This is a genomic window from Pseudomonas sp. MWU12-3088, from assembly GCF_023242405.1.
Classification (GTDB): domain Bacteria; phylum Pseudomonadota; class Gammaproteobacteria; order Pseudomonadales; family Pseudomonadaceae; genus Aquipseudomonas; species Aquipseudomonas kribbensis.
In genome coordinates, this window is sequence record NZ_JALJEA010000012.1 from 36,001 (window position 1) to 60,666 (window position 24,666).

Here is a 24,666-nt window from a genome sequence, read left to right on the forward strand (position 1 = left end):
CGACCTATGAAAGCCCACCTGACACTTCTCGCCGCCAGCGTTTTGCTGGCGGCCTGCGGCAGCCTCGCGCCGCGCCCCGACAGCGGTCTGCAACCACCGCCAACCTGGCAATCGCCGGAACATCCCGGCGCCAGCCAGAGCGATCGACAATGGTGGACGCACTTCGGCAGCTCGGAACTCGATCAACTGATCGACCAGGCAAGACTGGGCAGCCATGACCTGGCCGCCGCCGTCGCCCGGGTCAGGCAGGCCCAGGCCGGTGCGACCATCGCCGGCGCCCCGCTGCTGCCGGAAATCAAGGCCGGCCTGAATGCCAATCGGCAGAAACTTCTGCACGGCAAAGGCTACAGCCAACTCGATGTGAACCCGAACAAACGCTCGCTGGATTATTACGATGCCGAGTTGAGCGCCAGTTACGAAATCGATTTCTGGGGCGGCAAACGCGCCGCCCGGAACAGCGCGGTGTTCGCCCTGCAGGCCAGCGAGTTCGATCGCTCGACGGTGGAACTGACCCTGCAAAGCGCCGTTGCCAACAGCTACACCCAGGCCTTGGCGCTGCGTGAGCAGGCGCGAATTGCCGGGCTCAACCTGGCCAATGCACAGAGCGTGCTGCATCTGGTGCAGACCCGCTACGACGCCGGCGGCGCCACGGCGCTGGAGCTGGCTCAGCAAAAGAGCCTGGTCGCCGAGCAACAACGCAAACTGCCGTTGACGCAACAACAGGCGCGCGAGGCCCTGATCACTCTGGCGGCACTTCTCGGCCAACCCGTGCAGGAATTGCCGTCGCCCAAGCAGTCGTTCGCCCAGTTGCAATGGCCGGACATTGCCAGCGGCGTACCCAGCGAGCTGCTGCAACGACGTCCGGACATCGCCAGCGCCGAAGCGAAACTGGCCGCCGCCCAGGCGGATGTCACCGTTGCCCGCGCCGCCATGCTGCCCAAACTCACACTGACCGCCAGCCTCGGCACCGGCGCCGACCTCGCGGCGGATCTGCTGCGCACCACCTTCTACAATCTGTCGTCGGGCCTGGTGGCACCGATTTTCAACAACGGTCGCCTCGGCGCCGAGCGCGACAAGGCCACGGCGCGTCAGGAAGAGCTGCTGGAGACCTATCGCGGCGCGATCATCAATGGCTTTGCGGACGTCGAGAAAGCCCTGACGAGCATTCGCGGCCTCGATGAACAACGCCAGTGGCAAAGCGAAGAACTGCGCCAGGCACAGACCGCGTTCGACATTGCCCAGAGCCGCTATCAGGCCGGCGCCGAGGATCTGCTGACGGTGCTGCAGACCCAGCGCACGCTGTATGCCGCCCAGGACTTGAACGTGCAACTGCGGCTGTCACGCCTGCAGGCCAGCATTGCGCTGTACAAGGCGCTGGGCGGGGGCTGGCAAGTGATCTGAAAACAACCCTGTTCCAGGCAAAAAAATCGCAGCCCGGTGGCTGCGATTTTTTTGTCTTCAGAGCTGTCGTCCTTTGACCTTCAGGTGCCTGGCGTACCACGGCCGCTGCGGAATCCGGCGAAACAGATCGGCCATGTTGTTTTCATCGCCGAAGGTGATGCGCAGCGCCAGTTTCATGGTTTCCGGGTCCATCTCCACCGAGCGCCCCACCTGCAGGCCGGGAACGGTGCTGCAACCATGGGTGTCCGGGCCGAGCCAGGGATCATCGACCTCGACCCATCGTCCCGGCGCAAACCATGGCACGCCATTGACCTGCATGCGGCTCACTTCACCCGGATGGAAGCGTTCGTGAGCGCGATACCAGTCCTCGATGCGGTCGTCGATCCAGCCATGGAAACGCCAGAACACCGGGTTCACATGGGAGGAAAACGGGTCGCCGAGGAAGTCGTTTTCGGCGGCGTACCAACGGGCCGCGAAGTCCGCCTGGTCCCGGGCCATCGGCAGTGGAATATCGTTGGAAGGATCACGCGCCACTGACGCCCAGCGCATGTGTAGCCAGTCGTGCAGGCCCAGTTCGACTTCCGAGCCGAACTGGCCGAGGGTCAGTTTCGAGAGATAGCGCGGATCGGTGTACTGCGACTCCCAGACCTGGAAGTTGCTGTGATAGGTTTCGGCGGCCTTGATGTCGCTGACCCATTTTGTGTATTCGTCATCGCCCTCCGCCAGCCAGGTCGGTGGCAAGGCGTTGCCGTCGTGGTTGTCGAAGTAGCGGGCAAAACCCTGACGGTCACGTTCCAGTTCCGGTTGCGGCGCGGGGAATCTCGACCACGACGGCAGATCCTGCATCGAACGGGCGACGCCCAGCATGTGGCGATGCATGAAGAAAAAGTCGACGCCCGAACCGTTGCGATCCTTGCGCGGGCCACGCGCATCGCGCTCCTTGTCACGGGGGCCGGGTTGCCAGCCGATGCCACGCAACGCGTCGCGTTTTTTCTCCGACAGCTTGTGCCACTTGTCCCGCGAGGCATGCCAGAGCTGGTGAAACAGGCGATGTTCGGGCGACACCAGCCACGCCAGCAATGTCGGGTTCAGGCCGGTCCGCTCGCGGGCCTCGGGGAAGCGGCGCTTGATGGCGATGAAACGATTGTCGAGTTCCGGCAGAGCCAGCGGCCGTTCCAGCCGCAGTACCTGCCCGGTAAACGTGCCGCTGCCGGCATTGCCGAAGGCCGCCCAGACTTCGTCCAGCTTGACCCGGAACTCATAGACTGCCGGCGCTTGCGGCATGTCCGTACGCATCAGGCGCCAGTAAAGCTCCGCGCCATTGCCCGGAGCCAGATCGCCAATGACTTCATAGTGCGGCGAAGCGTCGGTGCGCAAGCGCGGGCCGGTATCGAGACACCCGCGCAAACCACGCCCACGCTGGGCAATATCGAGAAACAGCTCCAGACCTTCACGGGGCAAGCCGTCGAGTCCGGCATTGGCCCCCGTGAAGCGGATGTCCCAGACCCCGCGCAGGTTGTCGGCCAGTTGCTGCCCGGCGGTGTCCGCCAGATCGACCGTGGCCTCGCCCGGCGTGATCGGCTCCTCCTCGCGGGTCAGCTCACGATGTGCATAAAAAGCGGCAGGCAGCGCAGCGCCCGTGAGTGCCATGCCCGCCATGAACCAGCGTCGAGAGATCGTCATTGCCCTACCTGTGTCAGCCATGAAGCAGGCTTTATCCAAGCTAGAACGTTTGCTGGATCGGTAAATTTATCACTGTCCGAAAAGAACCTCTTCATGCCCGGCCGTCTTCGCCCGTTGTTTTGCCGCCACGCTAAATTCTTTGCCGCCTCAGTCGTTCCTCCCAGATAGCAAAGGCCCCTGCGCCTGTAACTCGACGGCGAACCTGAATGAGATGGCAATGACAAAACCGCGTTCGAAAAAGGCTCTATACATTGGCCTGCCGCTGGCCATGGCAATCAGTGCCGGCGCAGGCTTCCTGGCCTGGGATTACTGGTTCAGGGACAACCCCGGCTACCCGGTCAAGGTGATGAAACAGGCCACCGAACTGCAGGACCGGATCCTGTCGTTCGACAGCCACATCACCGTGCCCCTGAGTTTCGGCGCTCACGGCAATGAAGCCGACAAGGACGGCTCCGGGCAGTTCGACCTGATCAAGGCCAATCGTGGACGGTTGTCCGGCGCGGCACTGACCGTGTTCGGCTGGCCGGAAATGTGGAACGGTCCCAACGCGCCGCACCGCCCTACCGACGGTTTCGTCGAAGAGGCGCGCAATCAGCAGGAGGTGCGTTACAAGATCATTTCCGGGCTGGTGCGCGACTTTCCCAATCAGGTCGGCATCGCCTACACCCCCGACGATTTCCGCCGACTGCACGGCGAAGGCAAGTTCGCGATCTTCATCAGCATGCTCAACGCCTACCCGCTGGGTAACGATCTGAGCAAACTGGACCTGTGGGCCGGTCGTGGCATGCGCATGTTCGGCTTCAGCTACATCGGCAACAACAGCTGGGCGGACTCTTCGCGCCCGCTGCCGTTTTTCAATGATTCCCCGGATGCGCTCGACGGTCTCTCCGACATCGGCAAACAGGCCGTGCACCGCCTCAACGACCTGGGCGTGATCATCGATGTCTCGCAGATGTCGACCAAGGGCCTGGAACAGGTCGCGCAACTGAGCCGCACGCCGCTGGTGGCTTCGCACTCGGCGCCGAGAGCGGCCGTGGACATTCCGCGCAACCTCAGCGACAAGGAATTGCAGCTGATCAAGAACAGCGGCGGCGTGGTGCAGGTGGTCGGCTTCTCGCAATATCTCAAGCCACTGACCCAGGGCACCCAGGACAAGCTCAACGCGCTGCGTGCACGTTTCGATCTGCCGCCTCTGCCGAACCTGGCCATGGCCCTGATGCCGGGCGACCCGATCATCACCGCCTGGTCGGAACAGAAACTCGGCCAGTACGCCAGCGGCCTGTACGGGATTCTCGAAGAAGAACCGAAAGCCACCCTCAAGGATCTCGGCGACGCCATCGACTACACCGTGCGCAAGATCGGTATCGACCACGTCGGCATCTCTTCCGACTTCAACGACGGCGGCGGCATCAAGGGCTGGGAGAACGTCGGCGAGATCCGCAACGTCACCGCCGAACTGATCCAGCGCGGTTACTCCGAAGCGGACATCGCCAAGCTGTGGGGCGGCAACTTCCTGCGGGTCTGGGAACAGGTACAGAAAGCCGCCAAACCCGCGCTGCTCTCGCGCCAGGACACGACCCGACCATGACCGACCGCCGCACTTTCCTGAAACAGGCCGGCGTACTGGCGGCCACCCTGCCGCTGGGCGTCAGCCTGGCTGCACCGGCCCGGGCGGCCGATCCGCAGGCCTCGCCGCAAGACAAATGGGCGACCCTGCGCGGGATGTTCGAACAGGATCCGCAGTCGATCCACTTCGCCAACTTCCTCGTCACCTCCCACCCAAGACCCGTGCGTGAAGCCATCGCTCGCTACCGCGCAGACATCGACCGCAATCCGGGCCTGGCCATGGACTGGGATCTGGGCGTCACCGAAAAACGCGAGGAGAACGTGCGGGTCTGGGCCGGTAAATACCTGCAGGCCAGGCCGAGCCAGATCGCTCTCACCGGCAGCACCACCGAAGGTCTGGCAATGATCTACGGCAGCGTGCAGGTGCGCCCGGACCAGGAGATCCTGACCACGGTTCACGAGCATTACTCGACCCGCAACATCCTCGATTTCCGCACCGCCCGCGACGGCACCCGGGTGCGCAAACTCAAGTTGTTCGAGAACCCGCAAGACGTGTCGATGGATCAGGTGCTCGACACTATCAATCGCAATATCCGCTCCGAAACCCGCGTCCTCGGCATGACCTGGGTGCATTCGGGCAGCGGCGTGAAACTGCCGATCAGCGACATCGGCCGCCTCGTCGACGAACACAACCGGAATCGGGACGACAAGGACCGGATCATTTACGTGGTCGACGGCGTGCACGGTTTCGGCGTCGAAGACCTGGATTTCCCGCAGATGAATTGCGACTTCTTCATCGCCGGCACGCACAAATGGATGTTCGGCCCCCGTGGCACCGGCATCGTCTGCAGTCGCAGCGACGAAGTGAAATACGTCAGCCCCAGCGTGCCGACTTTTTCCGAAGCCACGACCTTCGCCAACACCATGACGCCGGGCGGCTATCACGCCTTCGAACACCGCTGGGCGGTGGACGAAGCGTTCAAGCTGCACCTGCAACTGGGCAAGGCCGACGTGCAGGCCCGCATCCATCAGCTCAACAGTTACCTGAAACAGCGTTTGCAGGAACAGCCAGGAATCGAACTGGTAACGCCGGTCGATCCGAAGTTCTCGGCCGGTTTCAGTTTCTTCCGGGTCATGGGTCGCGACAGCGATGACATCGCCGCCCGCCTGATGAAAAACCGCGTGGTCTGCGATGCGGTCAGCCGCGACGTCGGCCCGGTGATCCGTACCGCGCCCGGCCTGCTCAACACCGAAGCCGAAGTAGACCGTTTCCTCGATTTGCTGGGCAAAACGCTGCGCGCCTGAACCCTGCGCCCCGGTTTCCTTTACACAGAGACGACCCATGAAAAAGCCTCACGCCTCAACCGCCTTCAAGGCGTTGCCCGCCCTGGCCCTGACCGCCCTGTGCGCGGCCCTTCTGCCCGGCACTGCCTCGGCCGCCACCCCGCCGGCCCCCGGCAAGGTGTTCAAGGACTGCAAGGACTGCCCGGAAATGGTGGTCCTGCCGACCGGCAGTTTCACCATGGGCACACCGGACGACGAAGTCGGCCGCGAACCCGACGAAGGTCCGCGCCATCAAGTGACCTTCACCCGACCATTCGCCATCAGCCGCTTTCAAGTGCTCGTCGGCGAGTGGGACGCCTATGTCCGCGAGACCGGCGCCAAGCCCTATGACTTCGATGATCGCCCGGGCCGTCGCTGCACCGCCGGCAAGCCAGAATTCAAGCAGACAAAACGCGATCCGGCCGTGTGCATGAACGTCGCCGAAGCCCAGGGCTACATCGACTGGCTGTCGAAAAAGACCGGCCACAGCTATCGCCTGCCGAGCGAGTCGATCCGCGAATACGCGGCCCGTGGCGGCAGCACCGGCCCGTTCCCCTTCCCGTTCGATGAAGGCAGCGATTACCAGATCTCCAAGCACGCCAATACCTACGGCGCCGCCGACGGTTACAACTTCACCTCCCCGGCCGGCACCTTCCCGGCCAACGCCTTTGGCGTGTACGACGCCCACGGCAATGTCTACGAGTGGACCGCCGACTGCTATCACAAGGATTACTCCGGCGTGCCCGACGACGGCCGTCCATGGACCCAGGAGAACTGCGAACGCCAGGTCATGCGCGGCAACGACTGGGGCGAAGCACCGGTGTTTTCCCGCTCCGGCAACCGCAACAGCAGCTGGCCGACCAGCAAGGGCGACTGGCTCGGTTTTCGCGTAGTGCGCGACCTCTGATCCGGCCTGTCGGCGACCGCAGCCCGTCTGCGGTCGTTGTTAAAGAAACCCCGTGACCATTCGTTTTCCTTACATACCGGCACTCCCTCCGCACCGAAGCAGGAATCCTCCATGACCAAGCCAACGCGTGGGGCGATCAACGAATTGTTCGCCCTGCTCAAGCCCTTCCGCCTGATTGTCTGCGTGTCCATCGTGCTCGGCATGATCGGCGGCCTGAGCGTCACCGTGCTGCTGGCGACCATCAACAACGCCTTGCACTCGTCCGACGGGCTGACCCGCACCGTGGTGATGATTTTCGCCGGGCTGTGCGCCCTGGCCTTGCTGACCACGATCCTGTCCGACATCGGCACCAACTATGTCGGTCAACACATCATCGCCCGCCTGCGCAAGGAGCTGGGGGAGAAGGTGCTGTCGGCGCCGATCGACCAGATCGAGCGCTACCGCAGCCATCGTCTGATCCCCGTGCTGACCCATGACGTGGACACCATCAGCGACTTCGCCTTTGCGTTCGCGCCGCTGGCCATTTCCATGACAGTGACCCTGGGCTGCCTCGGCTACCTGGCCATGCTGTCCTGGCCGATGTTCCTGATGATGCTGGTGGCGATAGCGATCGGCACCACCATCCAGGCGATTGCCCGGGCCAAGGGCATGCGCGGTTTCTACGCCGCGCGCGACTCCGAGGACGAACTGCAAAAGCACTACAACGCGATTGCCGAAGGTGCCAAGGAACTGCGCATCCACCGTCCGCGCCGCCAGCGCATGTTTGTGTCGGGCATCCAGAAAACCGCGGAAAAGATCTGCGACACCCAGATCCGCTCCATCAACACCTTCGTGATCGCCAAGTCGTTCGGTTCGATGCTGTTCTTCGTGGTGATCGGCATGGCGCTCGCCCTGCAATCGTTCTGGCCGAGCGGTGACCAAGCGGTGATGAGCGGCTTCGTGCTGGTGCTGCTGTACATGAAAGGCCCGCTGGAACATCTGGTCGGCACGCTGCCGATCATCAGCCGCGCACAGATCGCGTTCCGCCGGATTGCCGAACTGAGCGAGCAGTTCTCCTCGCCTGAGCCCCACCTGTTGCTGGAAGATCACGGCAGCAAACCCGGCGTGGTCAGCCACCTGGAACTGAACAACGTGCGCTACGCCTTCCCGCCCGTCCCCGGCAGCGAGCCGTTCCGCCTCGGGCCGGTCAACCTGCGCATCGAACAAGGCGACATCGTGTTCATCGTCGGTGAAAACGGTTGTGGCAAGACCACCCTGATCAAACTCCTGCTGGGCCTGTATGCGCCCACCGAAGGTGAAATCCGGGTCAACGGCCAGCCGATCACCGCCCTCAACCGCGACGACTATCGACAGAACTTCACCACGATCTTTGCCGACTACTACCTGTTCGACGACCTGATCCAGGGTGACCGCGAAGTGCCGCAGGACGCCACCCGCTACCTCGAACGGCTGGAGATCGCGCACAAGGTCAGCGTGCGTGACGGCGCCTTCAGCACCACCGACCTGTCTACCGGCCAACGCAAGCGCCTGGCGCTGGTCAATGCCTGGCTCGAAGAGCGTCCGGTGCTGGTGTTCGACGAATGGGCCGCCGACCAGGACCCGACATTCCGGCGGATTTTCTACACCGAACTGCTGCCCGACCTGAAACGGCTGGGCAAGACCATCATCGTGATTTCCCACGATGACCGTTACTTCGACGTCGCCGATCAACTGGTGCGCATGGAGGCCGGGAAGGTCAAAAGCGAACTGCAAACCGCTTGATCGATGAAGCCGCGGCCAGACCGGAAAAAATATTTCCGGTTTACCGCGGCTTCCTCGTCTCAATCAGACAAATAAGAACCATTAACAACTATACCTGCCAAGGTCTTAATCACATGTCCGCATCCCGCTTCATGCTTCGACCACTGACCCGAGCCCTGCTCATGCACGGTGCCACCCGCTCTCGCCTGGCCACCACTGGCCTTGGACTGGCAATGACGCTGGCCGTCACCCCGTATGTCCAGGCCCAGGAATGGACCCTGAACATCCCGGCGCAGCCACTGGCCCAGGCCCTGCAATCGCTCGGTCAGCAGACCAGCCTGCAGATCATCTACAGCCCGGAAAGCCTGCAAGGCCTGCGTTCCACCGCCCTCAGCGGCCGATACGCAGACGACAGCGCAATCGCGGCCATGCTCAAGGGCACCGGCATCCGTCATCAGCGTGACGGCAACACCGTGACCCTGCTGGCACCCGCCACCGGCAGCGCGATGGAACTGGCACCGACCAACATCAACGGCCAGCGCCTGACAGAGACCACCGAAGGCAGCAACTCCTACACCACCGGCGGCGTGACCATCGGCAAGGGCGTGCATTCGCTGAAGGAGACCCCGCAGTCGGTCACGGTCATGACCCGCAAGATGCTGGATGACCAGAACCTCAACACCATCGAACAAGTGATGGAAAAGACCCCGGGCATCACCGTTTACGATTCGCCCATGGGCGGCAAGTATTTCTACTCCCGCGGTTTCCGCATGAGCGGCCAGTACCAGTACGACGGCGTACCGCTGGACATCGGCAGCAGCTACGTACAGGCCGACAGCTTCAACAGCGACATGGCCATTTATGACCGCGTCGAAGTGCTGCGCGGTGCCGCCGGCATGATGAAAGGCGCAGGCGGTACGGCCGGTGGCGTCAACTTCGTGCGCAAGCGCGGCCAGGACACCCCGCACACCCAACTGTCGCTTTCGGCAGGCTCGTGGGACAACTATCGCGGTCAGGTCGACACCGGCGGCCCGCTGAACGACGCCGGCACCATCCGTGGCCGCGCCGTGGTCACCCAGCAGACCCGTCAGTACTTTTATGACGTGGCCAGCCGCAAGGACCAGATCTACTACGGCGCCCTGGACTTCGACCTCAACCCCGACACCACGCTGGGCCTGGGCATGGCCTATGAAGACGTCGACGCCACACCTTGCTGGGGCGGTCTGCCGCGTTACGCCGACGGCTCCGACCTGCACCTCAAGCGCTCCACCTGCCTGAACACCTCGTGGAACAACCAGCGCAGCAAACGCGCCACCTACTTCGGCGACGTGAAACACCAGTTCAACGACGACTGGTCCCTGAAGGTGGCCGGGGTCTTCTCGCGCAACACCCAGGACATGGAATACGCGTTCCCGAGCGGTGCGGTACCGGTCGGCGCCACCCGCTCCAACACGCTGATGCTGGGGAGCATCTACGACTACGAGCAGACCGACTACGGCTTCGATGCCTACGTGGACGGCAAATTCGACGCGTTCGGCCAGCAGCACGAAATCACCGTCGGCGCCAACGCCAGCCGCTCCCGCAAGGATGACTTCTACGCCGTGGCGGCCCTGCCACAGCGCCAGAACGTGCTGGACCCGAACCATCACCTGCCCAAGCCTGACGAAAGCTACTACCTGGCCAATGCCTCCCGGGGCGGTCCGGTAGACATCAGCATCAAGCAATACGGCGTTTACTCCACCGCCCGCCTGAAACTGGCCGACCCACTGACCTTCGTACTGGGCAGCCGTGTCAGCTGGTACAAGTCCGACTCCGACTCCGTGCAGTACTTCCGCGGCGAAGGCACCCCGGTCAACACCAAGTCCACCGAAACCGGACAGGTCACCCCGTTTGCCGGGCTGTTGTTCGATCTCAACGACAACCTGACCGCGTATGCCAGCTACACCGATATCTTCACCCCGCAGGGCGGCTACAAGACCATCGACGGCGGCACCCTCAAACCGCTGATCGGCCAGAGCTACGAGCTGGGGATCAAGGGCGAGTGGTTCGACGGTCGCCTGAACAGCTCCTTCAACCTGTTCCGCACCATTCAGAAAGATGCGGCCCAGGATGACCCGCGCTGCGAAGACAGCTCCTGCTCGCTGAACTCCGGCAAGGTCCGCGCCCAGGGCTTCGAAGCGGAAGTCAGCGGTGAAGTGATCGATCGCCTGCAACTGCTGGCCGGCTACACCTACACCCAGACCAAAGTGCTGGAAGATGCCGACGCCACCCAGGACGGCGTGGTCTACAACTCCTACGTGCCGCGCCACCTGCTGCGCGTCTGGGGTGACTACAGCCTGAGCGGCCCTCTGGATCGCGTCACCATCGGTGCCGGCGTCAACGCCCAGAGCGGCAACTACCGCACCTCGCCACTGGGCGGTGACAACATCACCCAGTCGGGTTACGCGGTCTGGAACGGTCGCATCGGCTACCGTATCGATGACACCTGGTCCGTCGCCCTCAACGGCAACAACCTGTTCGACAAACGCTACTACGCCACTGTGGGCACCGAAGGTTTCGGTAACTTCTATGGCGATCCGCGCAACTTCGTGATGTCGGTCAAAGCCGACTTCTGATTGCAGCGCCCATGAAAAAACCCCGCATTGCGGGGTTTTTTTTGGCCTGCGATCGGGTCTGTGACTCAGTTCAAGGCGCGATGCAGCGCCCGGCCCAGGGTTTCGTGTACCTGCAGGACATCGGGCATCACCGACGCCAGTCTGAGCAAGTCATGCGTCAGCCCCGGGCAGTGTTCGAGCTCGACGCTCACACCGTGCTCACGTAACTTGTCGACGTACGCCTGCCCCTCATCGAGCAGCGGATCGAACCCGGCCAGCACCACAATGGCCGGGGCGACACCCCGCAGATCGTCGGCCAGCAACGGCGAGAAACGCCAGTCCAGATAATCTTCCGGAGTGCGCGCGTAATGCCCATAAAACCAGTCCAGCGTCTCGTCTTCGAGCAGATAGCCTTCGCTGAACAAGGCCCGCGAATCATGGGCACGCGAGGCGTCGGTGACCGGATAGCACAACAACTGAGCCTTGGGCGCGATGGCCACGGTGTGCGGCTGGACCACCGCTTGCACCGCCAGCACAGTGGCCAGCGTGGCCCCGGCGCTGTCACCGCCGAACGCGACCCGGCCCGGGTCAAGGCCCAACGAAGCCGCGTGTTCGGCCAGCCACGACAAGGCGTCCTCACCGTCTTCCAGCGCCGTCGGGAAACGGTGTTCCGGCGCCAGTCGATAGCCCACCGAGAGCACCGCGCACGGCGTGCGCCGGCAGAACTCGCGGCACACGCCGTCATGGGAATCCAGGCTCCCGACCACAAACCCGCCACCGTGGAAATACACCAGCACCGGCATTGGCGCTGACTCACCGTGCGGGCGATACAGGCGCAGCGCCAGAGGCGCACCGTCCCGAGCGGTCGCGCTGATGGCTTGCACGTCCAGGTCTTCGGGCGCCGTCCAGCGCAACTGCGCGGTGGTCTGTTCGAAGGTATCCCGGGCCTGGGCCGGGGTCATTTGGTGCAGCGCCGGCAGACCGGCCTCCTGGCTGTCTTGGGCCAGGTCGAGAAAGGCTTCCAGATCAGGGTGTAACGACATCGCGAAGATCCTTGTATCAGCAAAAAAGGGGCGCGCCTCGGCAACGCCCCCCAAAATGATCCAGCGTGCGAGGGTCAGCCCACACGCGCCATGCAATGCTCGATCAGCGCTTCCAGTTCACGCTGGTAATCCTGCATCAAGGCGTCCATGGTGCCGGCCCGGTAACGCTGGCTGCTGTAGATGCAGCGCAACGCCAACTGGCCGTCATACACCTGGCCGACAATTTCCAGCCAGTTGCCCAGGTTCGCCTTCAGGCTGTAGTTGTCACCGGTTTCTTCCAGCGCCGGCACCAGCAGGGCCTGCTCGTCGAAGCTCTGGTCGAACTGCCCCAGGTAGTTGAACGTCACCCGCGCCTGCGGCAGGTCCGCCAGTTGCCGGGACACTTCGGCGCCCGCCAGATGACGCAGCACGCCATACCCGATGCCCTTCTGCGGCACCGCCGCCAGTTGCGCCTGTACGTCGATGATCGAACGTCCGATATCGTCGCTGTCCGGACGCAACCGTACCGGGAACATGCTGGTGAACCAGCCAAGGCTGCGGCTCAGGTCGATGGACTCGAAAAGATCCTCGCGGCCGTGCCCTTCCAGCAGAATCAGCGCCGATGGCTGGCCGCTCCAGCGGCACAGCGCCCGACCGAGTGCCGACAGCAGCAGGTCGTTGATTTGCGTGCGATAGACCGCCGGCGCCTGCTTGAGCAATTGTTCGGTGTGCTCGCGGGACAACTTGAGCCGCGCCTGCGCCTGCTGGCGCACCTGGTTCCTGCCACGGTAGTTGTCGCACGGCAGATCGACGCCCGGCTGATCCAGCTGCTCCAGCCAGTACGCCAGTTCCTGCTCGGCAATCGCCGGGGCCCGGGCCTGCAAGGCTTCGGCAAACGAGCGATAGCTGCTGGTACGAATCGGCAGTTGCGGCGTCATACCCTGCACACACGCTTCATAAGCGGTTTTCAGGTCATCGAGCAGGATCCGCCAGGACACGGTGTCGACCACCAGGTGATGAATCACCACCAGCAGTCGCGCCTGACCGTCAGGCAGGGCGACATGCATCACCCGCCAGACCGGCCCGTCGTCCAGCTTCAGACTGCGCTGGGCGAGGTTGGCCAGCGCTTCGACCTGTTCGCTATTCTCGGCTTCACGGCGCCAGAGCACCGCATCGCCCTGTTCGCTGGCGGTGCAGTAACGTTGCAGCCAGCGCCCGCCCTCCTGAGTGAAGCGCAGGCGCAGCGAGTCGTGGTGTTGCTCGATCCAGCCCAGGGCCTGTTCGAGCGCATCCAGATCCAGTGGCTGACGCGCACTCAACAGCAGTGACTGGTTGTAGTGATGGGCTTCGGGCATGCCCTCGGCGAAGAACCACTCCTGGATCGGCAACAGATTGAACAACCCCTCGCCCGCCACTTGCGTGACGTCCACCAGCGGCTGTCCGGCGCCCTCCTTCGTCACGTTCTGTTCGACGATGCCGGCGATGGTCTGATAGCGCATCAGATCGCGCAGCTTCAGTTCCATCTGCAAGGTCGGGTGGTTCCTGACCCGGGAAATGACCTGCAGACTGAGGATCGAGTCGCCGCCCAGTTCGAAGAAGTTATCCGTGATGCCCACCTGCTCGACTTGCAGCACCTGGGCCCAGATCTCGGCCAGCAGTGTTTCCTGCTCGTTGCGCGGGGCGACATATTCCTCGCTCTTGAAGTCCGGCTCCGGCAGCGCCTTGCGGTCGAGTTTGCCGTTGGGCGTGACCGGGAAAGCACTCAGGCAGACAATCTGCGCCGGCACCATGTACTCCGGCAGCGAGGCGCGCAGCCCGGCCTTCAGCTCATCGCCCACATCTTCTCCGGTTGGCGTCACGACATAACCGATCAGTTGCTTGCCGGACGCATTGTCTCGGGCAATCACCAGCGCATCGGTCACCCCCTCCAGTTGACGCAGGCTGGCCTCGACTTCACCCAGCTCGATGCGGAAACCGCGCACCTTGACCTGATGGTCGATGCGCCCGACGTAATCGACCACGCCGTCCTGACGCAAGCGCACCAGGTCACCGCTGCGATACAGGCGCTCGCCGGCCGCGAACGGATTGGGCACGAAGCGCTCGCCGGTCAGATCCGCACGACCGTGGTAACCACGGGCAACCCCGTAACCGCCGATGTACAGCTCACCGGCAAAACCTGGCGGCAGCGGGTTCAGATCTTCGTCCAGCACGTACAGCGAACGCGCGCCGACGGCACGCCCGATCGGTGCATAAGCCGCTTCACAATGCTGGCTGACCGGCACCTTCCAGAGCATCGGCGTGACCACGGTTTCCGTCGGGCCATAACCGTTGGTGAAATACTCGGGACGCAGGGCCGCTTTCACCTGTTCGAAGGTCTGGTCCGGCACCGCATCGCCGCCGAAGCAGTAGATGCGCACCGGTGGCGGTGCGATGCCGCTGGCCGCCGCGTACTCCGCCAACTGCTTGAGATAGGCCGGCGGGAAGCAGGCGATGGTGACGCCATACTCATGCAGGGCGGCGTAGGTCTGCTCCGGCGTCCACAGGCAACCGTCGCGAATCACCAGACGGCCACCGCTGTAGAGCGTGCTCAACCAGCGTTCATGGGCACCGTCGAAGGCGAATGACATGAAGTGCAGCTCGCAGCTACTGGCGTCCATTTCGTACAGTTCGGCGATGGCCTGACAGTGCATGCTCAACGGCCCTTGCGTGACCGCAACGCCTTTTGGCCGACCGGTGGAACCGGAGGTGTAGACCAGATACGCCAGCCCCTGCTCCTGAACGCGGCAGACCGGTGCGTGATCGGGGTAACGGGTCTCGTCGAGATGATCGATTTCCAGGCGCAGCAGTCCCTCGGGCGCCGGCAACGTGGCGCGCAGGCTGCTCTGGGTCAGCAACAGGGCCATGCCCGAATCCTCGATCATGTACGCCAGTCGCTCAGGCGGATAATCGATGTCCAGCGGCACGTACGCCGCACCGCTCTTGAGCACGGCGAGGAAGCTGACGACCATCTCCAGCGAACGCGGCAGCGCCACGCCGATCACCACTTCCGGGCCCGCCCCGTGTTCGGTCAGGCAGTGGGCCAGACGATTGGCCCGCTGTTCGAGTTCGGCATAGCTCAGGCTCAATCCGGCGCACTGCAGGGCGATAGCCTCTGGCTGCTGCTGCGCATGCCGGCTGATCAGCTGCGGCAGCAACACCGGCTCGTGGCTGGAGACCGGTTCGGCACTCCAGGCCTGGATCACCTGCCACTGCTCGTTCGACAGGCGCTGCAGATTGCCCAGTCGCTCGTAAGGCGCACGCATCATCGCTTCGAGGGTGTTTTCCAGCGTCAGGCGAATGCCTTCCACGGCCTCGGCGCTGAAGTGGCTGCGCAGGTACAGGTACTCGATCGACAGCTCGTCACCGAGCATCACCGCCAGGTCCATCGGTACGTTGGTCACGCCGTGGCCGATGGATTTGCCGAAGGTCAGGTCGGTGTCGTTTTCTTCTTGCAGGCGATCATCGATCGGGAAGTTCTCGAACACGATGATGCTGTCGAACAGCGCCTGGCCACCGAGGTTGGACCAGCGCTGCACATCGGCCAGCGGCGCCTGGGAATAGTCACGAATGTCCAGGTTGTAGGCCTGCACGTCGCCCAGCCAGTCCGCCAGACGCTGATCGGCCTGCGGCGTCTGGATGATCGGCAAGGTGTTGATGAACAGCCCCAGCATGTTGCCGACGTTCGCCAGCCCTTCGGGACGTCCCGAAACCGTGGCACCGAATGTGACCGTGCGCTGCCCGGTGTAACGCTGCAACAGCAACAGCCAGGCACCCTGAATCAAGGTGTTGGGGGTGATGCGCAGGTCGCGGCAGAACTGCAGCAGACGCGCGGTTTGCGCCTGATCCCAGTTCGAGTAGATCGCGTCGTGGCCGGAGACATCGGCCGAATGGCGCGGATGGATCGCCTGACTCAACGCCGTCGGCTCGTTGACCGCCGCCAGACGCGCTTTCCAGAACAGCTCCTGCGCGTCCTGGTCCTGTGCCTGCAACCAGGCGATGAAGTCGCGGTAACGACCGTTCTCACCGCTGACCTTGCCCTTGGAGTAGTACTGCAAGACTTCGCCGAACAGCCGCGAGCTGCTCCAGCCGTCCATCAGGATGTGGTGGCTGGTCCAGATCATCTGATAGCGGTCATCGCTCAGGCGCAACAGCGTCACTCGCTGCAGGCGTGCCTGGGACAGGTCGAAGCCGAGGGCACGATCATCGCTGGCGAACCCGGCGATCAACTCATCGCTGACCTCACGGTCGCGCCAGTCGAGCACCTGCATTTGCAGCGGGGCCTGGCGATGGACCACTTGCAACGGCTTGGCCAGCCCGTCCTGCCAGTGGAAACTGGTCCGCAGGATCGCCTGGCGATCGATCACAAACTCCCAGGCGCCCCGGAAGCGCTCCACATCCAGGCCCTGGATCGGCAGGCTGACCTGGTTGACGTAGAGGCTGCTGCCATTGTCCGAGAGCGTGTGGAACAGCATGCCCTCCTGCATCGGCGACAGCGGATAAACGTCCTCGATCAGATCCGCCGGCACCGGCAACGCATCGAGCTGCGCCTGCTCCAGTCGCGCCAGCGGGTAGTTGTCTGGCGTACCGTCGGCCTGCTGCGCGGACTCCAGCGACGCCACCATCGCCAGTTTCTGCACGGTCTGCTGCTGGAACAGATCCTTGGGGGTAAAGCGGATGCCCTGCTGGCGCGCACGGCTGACCAGCTGGATGGAGATGATCGAATCGCCGCCCAGGCTGAAGAAGTTATCGGTCACACCGACCCGGTCAATCTTCAGGATGTCTTGCCAGACCACGACCAGTTGCTGCTCGAGTTCCGTGGACGGGGCGACATAGTCCCGGGCCGACTGATTGACGTCCGGTGTCGGCAGGGCCTTACGGTCCAGTTTGCCGTTGGGGGTCAGCGGCAGCGCGTCGAGGTACAGCCACTGCGCAGGCACCATGTAATCCGGCAGGTGCGCCTTGAGGGCGGACTGCAGCGATTCGCTCAGTTCATCCTGTTCCTGAAGGCTGAGGCCGGAATGGGCCGGCACCACATACGCCACCAGCTGTTGGCCGCTGAGGCCGTCCACCGCCAGCACCACGCCTTCGCGCACGCTGTCATGGGCCAGCAGGCGCGCTTCGATTTCACCCAGTTCGATGCGGAAACCGCGCACCTTGACCTGATGGTCGATGCGCCCCACGTATTCGATCCGGCCGTCGTCGCCCAGGCGAGTCAGGTCGCCGGTGCGGTACATCCGCTCGCCGGTTGTCGAGGCCGGGTTCGGCACAAAACGCTCGGCGGTCAGGCCCGGACGGAACAGGTAGCCCCGAGTGATGCCGTCGCCGGCCAGATACAGCTCGGCCGCCACCCCGATCGGTGCCGCTTGCAGTTGCCCGTCCAGCAGGTACGCCGTGGTGTTGACCAGAGGACGGCCGATGTTTGCCTGGCCGCCGGCTTCGCGGCGGGTCCAGGTCGAATACGTGGTGTCTTCCGACGGCCCGTACAGGTCATAGACGTGCTCGACCGACGTCTCGCGGTACAGGCTGTCGACCACACTTTGCTTGAGCGGCTCGCCGGCCAGATTAATGATGCGCACGCCATCCGGAATATGTCCGGCGCGGTGCAAGGCCGCGATAGCCGACGGCACGGTGTTGATCAGGCGCACCTGATCGCGCTCCGGCAGGTCCGGCAGTTCCAGGGCATTGCGCGCCATGACGATCGAACCGCCGCGCGCGAGGGTGACGAAGATCTCCCACACCGACAGGTCGAAGCACACCGACGTCGAGGCCAGCACGCCTTGCAGGTCAGCCTCGCTGTAGACGTCGGCGGACCAGTGGATCAGCGCCTGGACGTTACGGTGGGCAATCGCCACGCCTTTGGGTTTGCCGGTGGAACCGGAGGTGTAAATCACGTAGGCCAGACTGGCCGAATCGGCCCGCACCTCAAGGTTGTCGCTTGCGATATCGGCAAAGGCCACGCCGCCCGCCTCCACCAACACCACCTGCGCGTCGGTCTGCGGCAGTTGCGCCAGCAGCGATTGTTGCGTCAGCAGAACCTTCGCCTGACTGTCTTCCAGCATGTACGCCACGCGGTCGGCCGGGTAGTCCGGATCCAGCGGCACGTAGGTGCCACCGGCCTTGAACACCGCCATCAAGGCAATCACCAGCTCCGCCGAGCGTGGCATCGCCACGCCCACCCGGACCTCGGCGCCGACGCCCAGCGTCGACAGATGACGGGCCAACTGGTTGGCCCGGCGATTGAGTTCGGCGTAACTCAGGGCCACACCGCCATGGCTCAGGGCCACAGCCTGCGGACGGGCCTGGACCTGCGCCTCGAAGCTTTGATGAATCAGACGTTGCGACGGGTAAGCGGCGTGGTTGTCGTTCCACTGCGCCAGCGTGGTGTGCTCCGCACTCGACAGCATTGCGACTTCACCCAGCAACCGCTGCGGTGCGTCGAGGAACTGCTGCAGAACGGTTTCCAGGTGCGTGGCCAGTCCGACCACGCCGCGCTCGGAAAACTGCTCGGTCAGGTAGTTGAAATCCAGACTCAGCACCTCGCCGGCACCGGCGATCAGGGTCAGGCCGTAGTTGGTCTGCTCGCGGTGTTCCAGACCACCGAAACGCAGGCCGCCCGGGTTGGCTTCCAGCGTCTCCGAAACCGGGTAGTTTTCAAACACCAGCAAGGTGTCGAACAGCGCTTCGCCATTGAGTTCGGCCAGACGCTGAATGTCCTGCAGCGGCGTCTGTTCGAAGTCGCGCAGCAGCAGGTTCTTGTCCTGCACGCTGCGCACCCAGTCGCGCACGCTGATGCCCGGCTGCGGGCTGGCGATCACCGGCAAGGTGTTGATGAACAGCCCCAGTTGCTGCTCGATGCCCGGCAAGTCCACCGGACGCCCGGACACCGTGGCGCCGAAAGCGACCGTGGCCTGACCGGTGTAGCGCTGCAGAATCAGCAGCCACGCCGCCTGCACCAGGCTGTTGAGGGTGACTTGCTGCTGCCGGGAGAAGCTGTTCAGGCGACGGGTGAAATCGGCGTCGAAGGTCAGGCGATGCACACCCTTGCCCGCGCCCGGCTGAACCTTGCCCGGACACGCCGAGGCCAGTCGCGTCGGCTCGTCCAGCTCGGCCAGTTGCCCGCGCCAGAAATCCTGCGCGGCGGTTTTGTCCTGGCCCTGCAGCCAGGCCAGGAAGTCGCGATAACGCCCCTGCGCGCCCGGCACCGGATGGCCGGCGTAATCCTGCAGCACTTCACCGAACATCCGCGAGTTGCTCCAGCCATCCATCAGGATGTGGTGGCAGGTGAAGATCAGACGATGGCGATCATCAGCCGTGCGCAACAGGCACAGACGCAGCAGCGGCGGGTTCTGCAAATCGAACCCGCGTTCCAGGTCGGCCCGTGCACGGGCCTCCATGGCCACGGCCTGATCCGGCTCGTGGCGCAGGTCCACTTCCGGCATTTCCAGAGTCAACTGGCGGTGGATGACTTGCAGCGGCGTATCGAGGCCGTCGCGGCCCCAGATGAAACCGGCACGCAGCACTTCGTGACGATCGACGACCCGCTGCCAGGCTTGCTGGAAACGCGCCACGTCGAGCCCTTCGATGTCCAGCAGCATCTGATAGACATAAGCGCTGGCATCGGCGTCGTAGAGGCTGTGGAACAGAATCCCCTGCTGCATCGGCGCCAGTGGATAGATGTCTTCGATCCGCTGGGCAGTGATCGGCAGGCTGTCCAGATGCGTCTGGGACAACCCGGCCAGCGGCACGTCGGACGGTGTGAGGCCGCCGCTCGAAGGACTCAGGCAATGCTCGATCAGCTCGGCCAGCGCCTCTTCGTAAGCCCGTGCCAGGGCATGAATCGTCGAGTCTTCGAACACGTCGCCGCTGTAAGTCCAGGTCAGGCTCAGTTGCCCCTGGTAAACCCTGCCATCGATGCTCAGGGTGTTGGCCATCGGCGCCTGTTCGTCCTGCCCCGCGCCCTTGTCTTCGGTGGCCGGCACCCACAGCGCGCCCTCATCGAAGTTGTTGTCGAACTGGCCGAGGTAGTTGAACGTGACTTTCGGCTGCGCTGCGCCGCCCAGTGCGGCTTGTGCTTCGGCGCTGCCCAGATAACGCAACAGACCATAACCGATGCCCTTGTCGGGGATCGCGCGCAGTTGTTCCTTGATGCCTTTGATCGAGGCTTCGAAACCGGCGCCCGGGGTCAGGCGCACCGGGAACATGCTGGTGAACCAGCCCACCGTGCGACTCAGGTCGATATCGTCGAACAGGTCCTCACGGCCGTGGCCTTCGAGTTGCACCAGGGCACTGTCGGCGCCGGTCCACTCGCACAGCACCTTGGCCAGCGCAGTCAGCAGCAGGTCGTTGACCTGAGTGCGATAGACCGCCGGCGCCTGTTGCAGCAACTGCCGGGTGCGCTCGGCATCCAGACGGGTATCGACGCTGCGCTCGAAACGGTTGCTCGACTGTCCTTGCGGGTTGTCCAGCGGCAGCTCGACGACGGCCCCTTCCAGTTGCCCGCGCCAGTAATCCAGCTCGGCTTCCAGCCCGGCACTGTGCGCATGCTTTTGCAGGCGCTCGGCCCAGTCCTTGTACGCCGTGGTCTTGGCCGGCAGGCGCGCGGCCTGGCCCGACGTCAGTTGTTGATAAACGGTTTGCAGGTCTTCCAGCACGATCCGCCAGGACACCCCGTCGACCACCAGGTGATGGATCACCAGCAACAGGCGCTGACTGGCGTCCGGCAAATCCACCAGCGCCGCACGGATCAGCGGACCGTCGTGCAGATCGAGGCTGCGTTGCAATTCCTGGCACAACGCGGGCAACGCCGCGCTGTCCTGCAAGGTGACCGTGCGCAGCAGTTCCGCGCTCGGTTCGGCTGCAGCGTGAGTCTGTTGCCAGCCGTCCCCGGTGTCGCGATAACGCAGACGCAACGCGTCATGGTGCCGTTGCAAATGCTGCAACGCCTGCTCCAGCGGTGCTGCCGCCAGCGGCGAGGCCGGGGTCAGCAGGATCGACTGGTTCCAGTGATGACGCGCCGGAATATCGCTGTGGAAAAAATACTGCTGGATCGGCGTCAGCACCGCCTCGCCCAGTACATCGCCCTGGGTCGCGAGCACGCCGTCGCTCTGCTGCGCCACCGTGGCCAGACGCTGCACGGTCTGATGCTGGAAGATGTCCTTGGGCGTGAAGCGAATGCCCGCCTGACGGGCACGGCTGACCACCTGAATCGAAATGATCGAATCGCCGCCCAGTTCGAAGAAATTGTCGTTGAGGCCGACACGCTCGACCTTCAGCACGTCCTGCCAGATCGCGGCCAGTTGCTGCTCCAGCTCATTGCGCGGCGCGGCGTAGGCTTCCTGGGACTGAACGACCTGCGGCTGTGGCAGTTGCTTGCGATCCAGCTTGCCGTTGGCGGTCAGCGGCAGGCGTTCAAGGAATGCCCAGCTCACCGGCACCATGTAATCGGGCAAGTCATCGCGCAACCGGGCCTTGATCGACTCGCGCAACGTCGCCTCGGCATCGGCGTCCAGCGTCTCGTTCGGCACGATCCAGGTCGCCAGTTGCTGCCCGCTCGGGCCTTCCACCGCGAGCACCACCGCTTCGCGCACGGCCGGGTGCTTGAGCAATTGGGTTTCGATTTCCCCCAGCTCGATGCGGAATCCACGGATCTTCACCTGGTGGTCGATACGACCGATGTACTCGATCACCCCGTCGCCCCGCAGGCGCGCCAGGTCGCCGGTGCGATACAGACGCTCGCCGGCCTGCGGATTGAACGGGTCCGGAACAAAACGCGTGGCGCTCATGCCCGGCTGATTCAGATAGCCCCGGGCCAGGCCGGCACCGGCAATGTACAACTCACCGATGCAGCCTTGCGGCACCAGGTTCAGCGCGTTGTCGAGCAAGTACCACGACAGGTCGACAATCGGCTCGCCGATCGGGCTGCTGTGGCTTTGCTCAAGGTCGGCCATGGACAGCGGACGGTAAGTCACGTGCACCGTGGTTTCAGTGATGCCGTACATGTTCACCAGCGTCGGTGCGCAGTCGCCGAAACGCTCGAACCATGGGCGCAGGTTCTGCACTTCCAGGGCTTCGCCGCCGAACACCACATAACGCAACGCGTTGTCGCGCGAGGACTCGCTGGCCAGTTGCATCAACGGTTTGAACGCCGACGGCGTCTGGTTCAGGACCGTGACGTTTTCATCGCACAGCAGCGTGTAGAAATCTTCCGGTGAGCGGGTGATGTCGTGCGGCACGACCACCAGTTTGCCGCCGTACAGCAGCGCACCGAAAATCTCCCACACCGAGAAGTCGAACGCGTAGGAATGGAACAGCGTCCAGCTGTCGTCCGGACCGAAACCGAACCAGTGGTCGGTGGCGCTGAACAGGCGGATGACGTTGCTGTGCGGCAGCAATGCGCCTTTGGGTTTGCCGGTCGAACCGGAGGTGTAGATCACATACGCCAGGTTGTCCGGCGTGGTCCGGCAGACCGGGTTTTCGCTGTTGCCCTGCTCCGGCGGCTGGCTCAGGTCCAGGCAGGCAAGTCCCGGCGGAATCGGCAGCTGCGCCTGCAAGTGCCCTTGGGTCAGCAGCAGCGCGATGCCACTGTCTTCGATCATGTAGCTCAGACGATCCTGCGGGTAGCTCGGATCCAGCGGCACGTAGGCACCGCCGGCCTTCAGCACCGCGACGATGGCAACGATCATGTCCAGCGAACGCTCGACCGCGACACCGACCCGCACATCCGGACCGACACCGCTTGCAATCAAGCGATGTGCCCACTGGTTGGCCCGGCGGTTGAGTTCGGCGTAGGTCAGTCGTTGCCCGGCACAGGTCACGGCGACCGCCTCGGGATGCCGTTCGGCCTGGACCTCGATCACCTGATGGATGCACTGCTCGACCGGATGCTCGACCCGGGTCGGGTTCCATTGGGTCAACAACTGCTGCTGACGCGCGTCATCGAGCATCGGCAACTGGCCGATGCAACGCGACGGATCTTCGACGATGGCCTGCAACAGCGCGTTCCAGTGCTGGGCCAGGCGCTCGATGGTGGTAGCGTCGAACAGGTCGGTGGCGTACTTGAGCACCGCTTCGATGCCGTGGGCCTGTTCGGTGGTATTGAGGGTCAGGTCGAACTGGGCGGTCTGGCTCTGCCATTCCAGTGGCTCGATGCTCAGGCCGTTGAGGCGTGTTTCGACACTGCTGCGGCGTTCCGCCTGATGGTTGAACATGACCTGGAACAGCGGACTGTGGCTCAGGCTGCGACCCGGCTCCAGTGCTTCCACCAGCTGCTCGAACGGCAGGTCCTGATGGGCCTGGGCTTCCTGCGCGGTCTGCTTGACCTGACGCAGCAACTCGACGAACGGGGTCTGGCTGTCAATGTCGGCCTTGAGCACCTGGGTGTTGACGAAGAAGCCGATCAGACGCTCGATTTCCACCCGGCCACGGTTGGCCACCGGCACGCCGACACGGATGTCCGACTGGCCGCTGTAACGGTGCAAAAGCGCCTGGAACGACGCCAGCAGCAAGACGAACAGGGTGACGTTTTCCTGCCGCGCGAAGGCTTTCAGGCCTTGGGTCAACTGCGCATCGAGAATCAGGTTGTGGCTGGCCCCGGCAAAGCTCTGATCGACACTGCGGGCGCGGTCGAGCGGCAGTTCCAGCACCGGCTGTTCGCCACCGAGTTTTTCCTGCCAGTAGGCCAGTTGCCGCGCCTGCTCACCGGCCTCCATCCACTGGCGCTGCCACAAGGCGTAGTCGGCATATTGAATCGGCAGCGCCGGCAGGCCGGCGTCGTGACCGAGGCTGAAACCGGCATACAGCTGCACCAGTTCTTCGATCATCACTTGCAGCGACCAGCCGTCGGAGACGATGTGGTGCAAGGTCAGGACCAGCACGTGGTCGTCCGGGTTGACCTGCAGCAGGGCCGCGCGCAACAGCGGGCCTTGCTGCAGATCGAAAGTCTTCTGGCTCTGGGTCTGGACGAACGCCTGGATGGATGCATCCGGGTCGCTCGCCAGCTCAGGGCTCAGCGGGTAAGTCTCCAGTGCAAACGACCCTGCCGGCAGGATCGTTTGCAGCGGTTGCTCGGATTCCTGGGAGAACACCGTGCGCAAGGTTTCGTGTCGTTCGATCAGCGCCTGAAGGCTGCGCTCCAGCGCGGACACATCCAGCGGCCCCTGCAAGCGTAGGGCCGTGGGAATGTTGTAGGCCGCGCTGTGCGGCGCCCATTGCCAGAGAAACCACTGGCGCTGCTGGGCGTAGGACAGCAGCAGCGGCTCTTCGGCCGTGCGCTTGAAAACCGGGGCAATGTCAAAGAGGTTGACGCCTTTCTGCTTGAGCAGAACCGCCAGAGCCTTTCTTTGCTTAGCCGAAAGTTGTCCTACCGACTCGATTAACTCTTGCACGCGTTTTT

At 63.7% G+C, this 24,666-nt stretch carries 9 protein-coding genes; 6 read left to right on the forward strand and 3 right to left on the reverse strand.

Annotated elements, in window-relative coordinates; genetic code table 11:
* Positions 1–6 precede the first annotated feature (6 nt).
* Positions 7–1,401 carry an efflux transporter outer membrane subunit gene (locus M5B98_RS24210; protein WP_248744216.1) on the forward strand — a complete coding sequence of 465 codons (1,395 nt, stop codon included), beginning with the start codon at positions 7–9 and terminating at the stop codon, positions 1,399–1,401.
* A 57-nt stretch (positions 1,402–1,458) separates the two neighbouring features.
* Here the strand turns inward: M5B98_RS24210 and M5B98_RS24215 are convergent, their stop codons facing one another.
* Complete coding sequence (locus M5B98_RS24215) at positions 1,459–3,084, reverse strand: PvdJ/PvdD/PvdP-like protein (protein ID WP_248744217.1); 1,626 nt, start codon at positions 3,082–3,084, stop codon at positions 1,459–1,461.
* A gap of 217 nt (positions 3,085–3,301) precedes the next feature.
* Between M5B98_RS24215 and pvdM the strand changes: the two genes are divergently transcribed.
* From pvdM to M5B98_RS24240, 5 genes are all read left to right on the forward strand, one after another.
* The gene (gene pvdM / locus M5B98_RS24220) at positions 3,302–4,672 is read left to right on the forward strand and encodes a pyoverdine-tailoring dipeptidase-like protein PvdM (RefSeq protein ID WP_248744218.1); all 1,371 of its coding nucleotides are present in this window, start codon (positions 3,302–3,304) and stop codon (positions 4,670–4,672) included.
* On the forward strand, positions 4,669–5,955 hold the full coding sequence (locus M5B98_RS24225; protein WP_248744219.1) for an aminotransferase class V-fold PLP-dependent enzyme: 1,287 nt from the start codon (positions 4,669–4,671) through the stop codon (positions 5,953–5,955). Before pvdM ends, M5B98_RS24225 begins: the two co-directional genes overlap by 4 nt.
* A 37-nt stretch (positions 5,956–5,992) precedes the next feature.
* The gene (locus M5B98_RS24230) at positions 5,993–6,880 is read left to right on the forward strand and encodes a formylglycine-generating enzyme family protein (RefSeq protein ID WP_085711965.1); all 888 of its coding nucleotides are present in this window, start codon (positions 5,993–5,995) and stop codon (positions 6,878–6,880) included.
* Positions 6,881–6,991: 111 nt separating this feature from the next.
* A complete protein-coding gene (locus tag M5B98_RS24235) occupies positions 6,992–8,641 on the forward strand; it encodes a cyclic peptide export ABC transporter (protein ID WP_085711964.1) in 1,650 nt (549 codons plus the stop codon).
* 113 nt (positions 8,642–8,754) lie between these two features.
* The gene (locus M5B98_RS24240) at positions 8,755–11,235 is read left to right on the forward strand and encodes a TonB-dependent siderophore receptor (RefSeq protein ID WP_248744220.1); all 2,481 of its coding nucleotides are present in this window, start codon (positions 8,755–8,757) and stop codon (positions 11,233–11,235) included.
* Positions 11,236–11,300: 65 nt separating this feature from the next.
* Here the strand turns inward: M5B98_RS24240 and M5B98_RS24245 are convergent, their stop codons facing one another.
* Both M5B98_RS24245 and M5B98_RS24250 read right to left on the reverse strand, forming a co-directional pair.
* Positions 11,301–12,257, reverse strand: coding sequence for an alpha/beta hydrolase (locus M5B98_RS24245; RefSeq protein WP_248744221.1), 957 nt, complete (start codon positions 12,255–12,257; stop codon positions 11,301–11,303).
* 74 nt (positions 12,258–12,331) lie between these two features.
* Positions 12,332–24,658, reverse strand: coding sequence for a non-ribosomal peptide synthase/polyketide synthase (locus M5B98_RS24250; protein ID WP_248744222.1), 12,327 nt, complete (start codon positions 24,656–24,658; stop codon positions 12,332–12,334).
* Between the last annotated feature and the right edge of the window lie 8 nt (positions 24,659–24,666).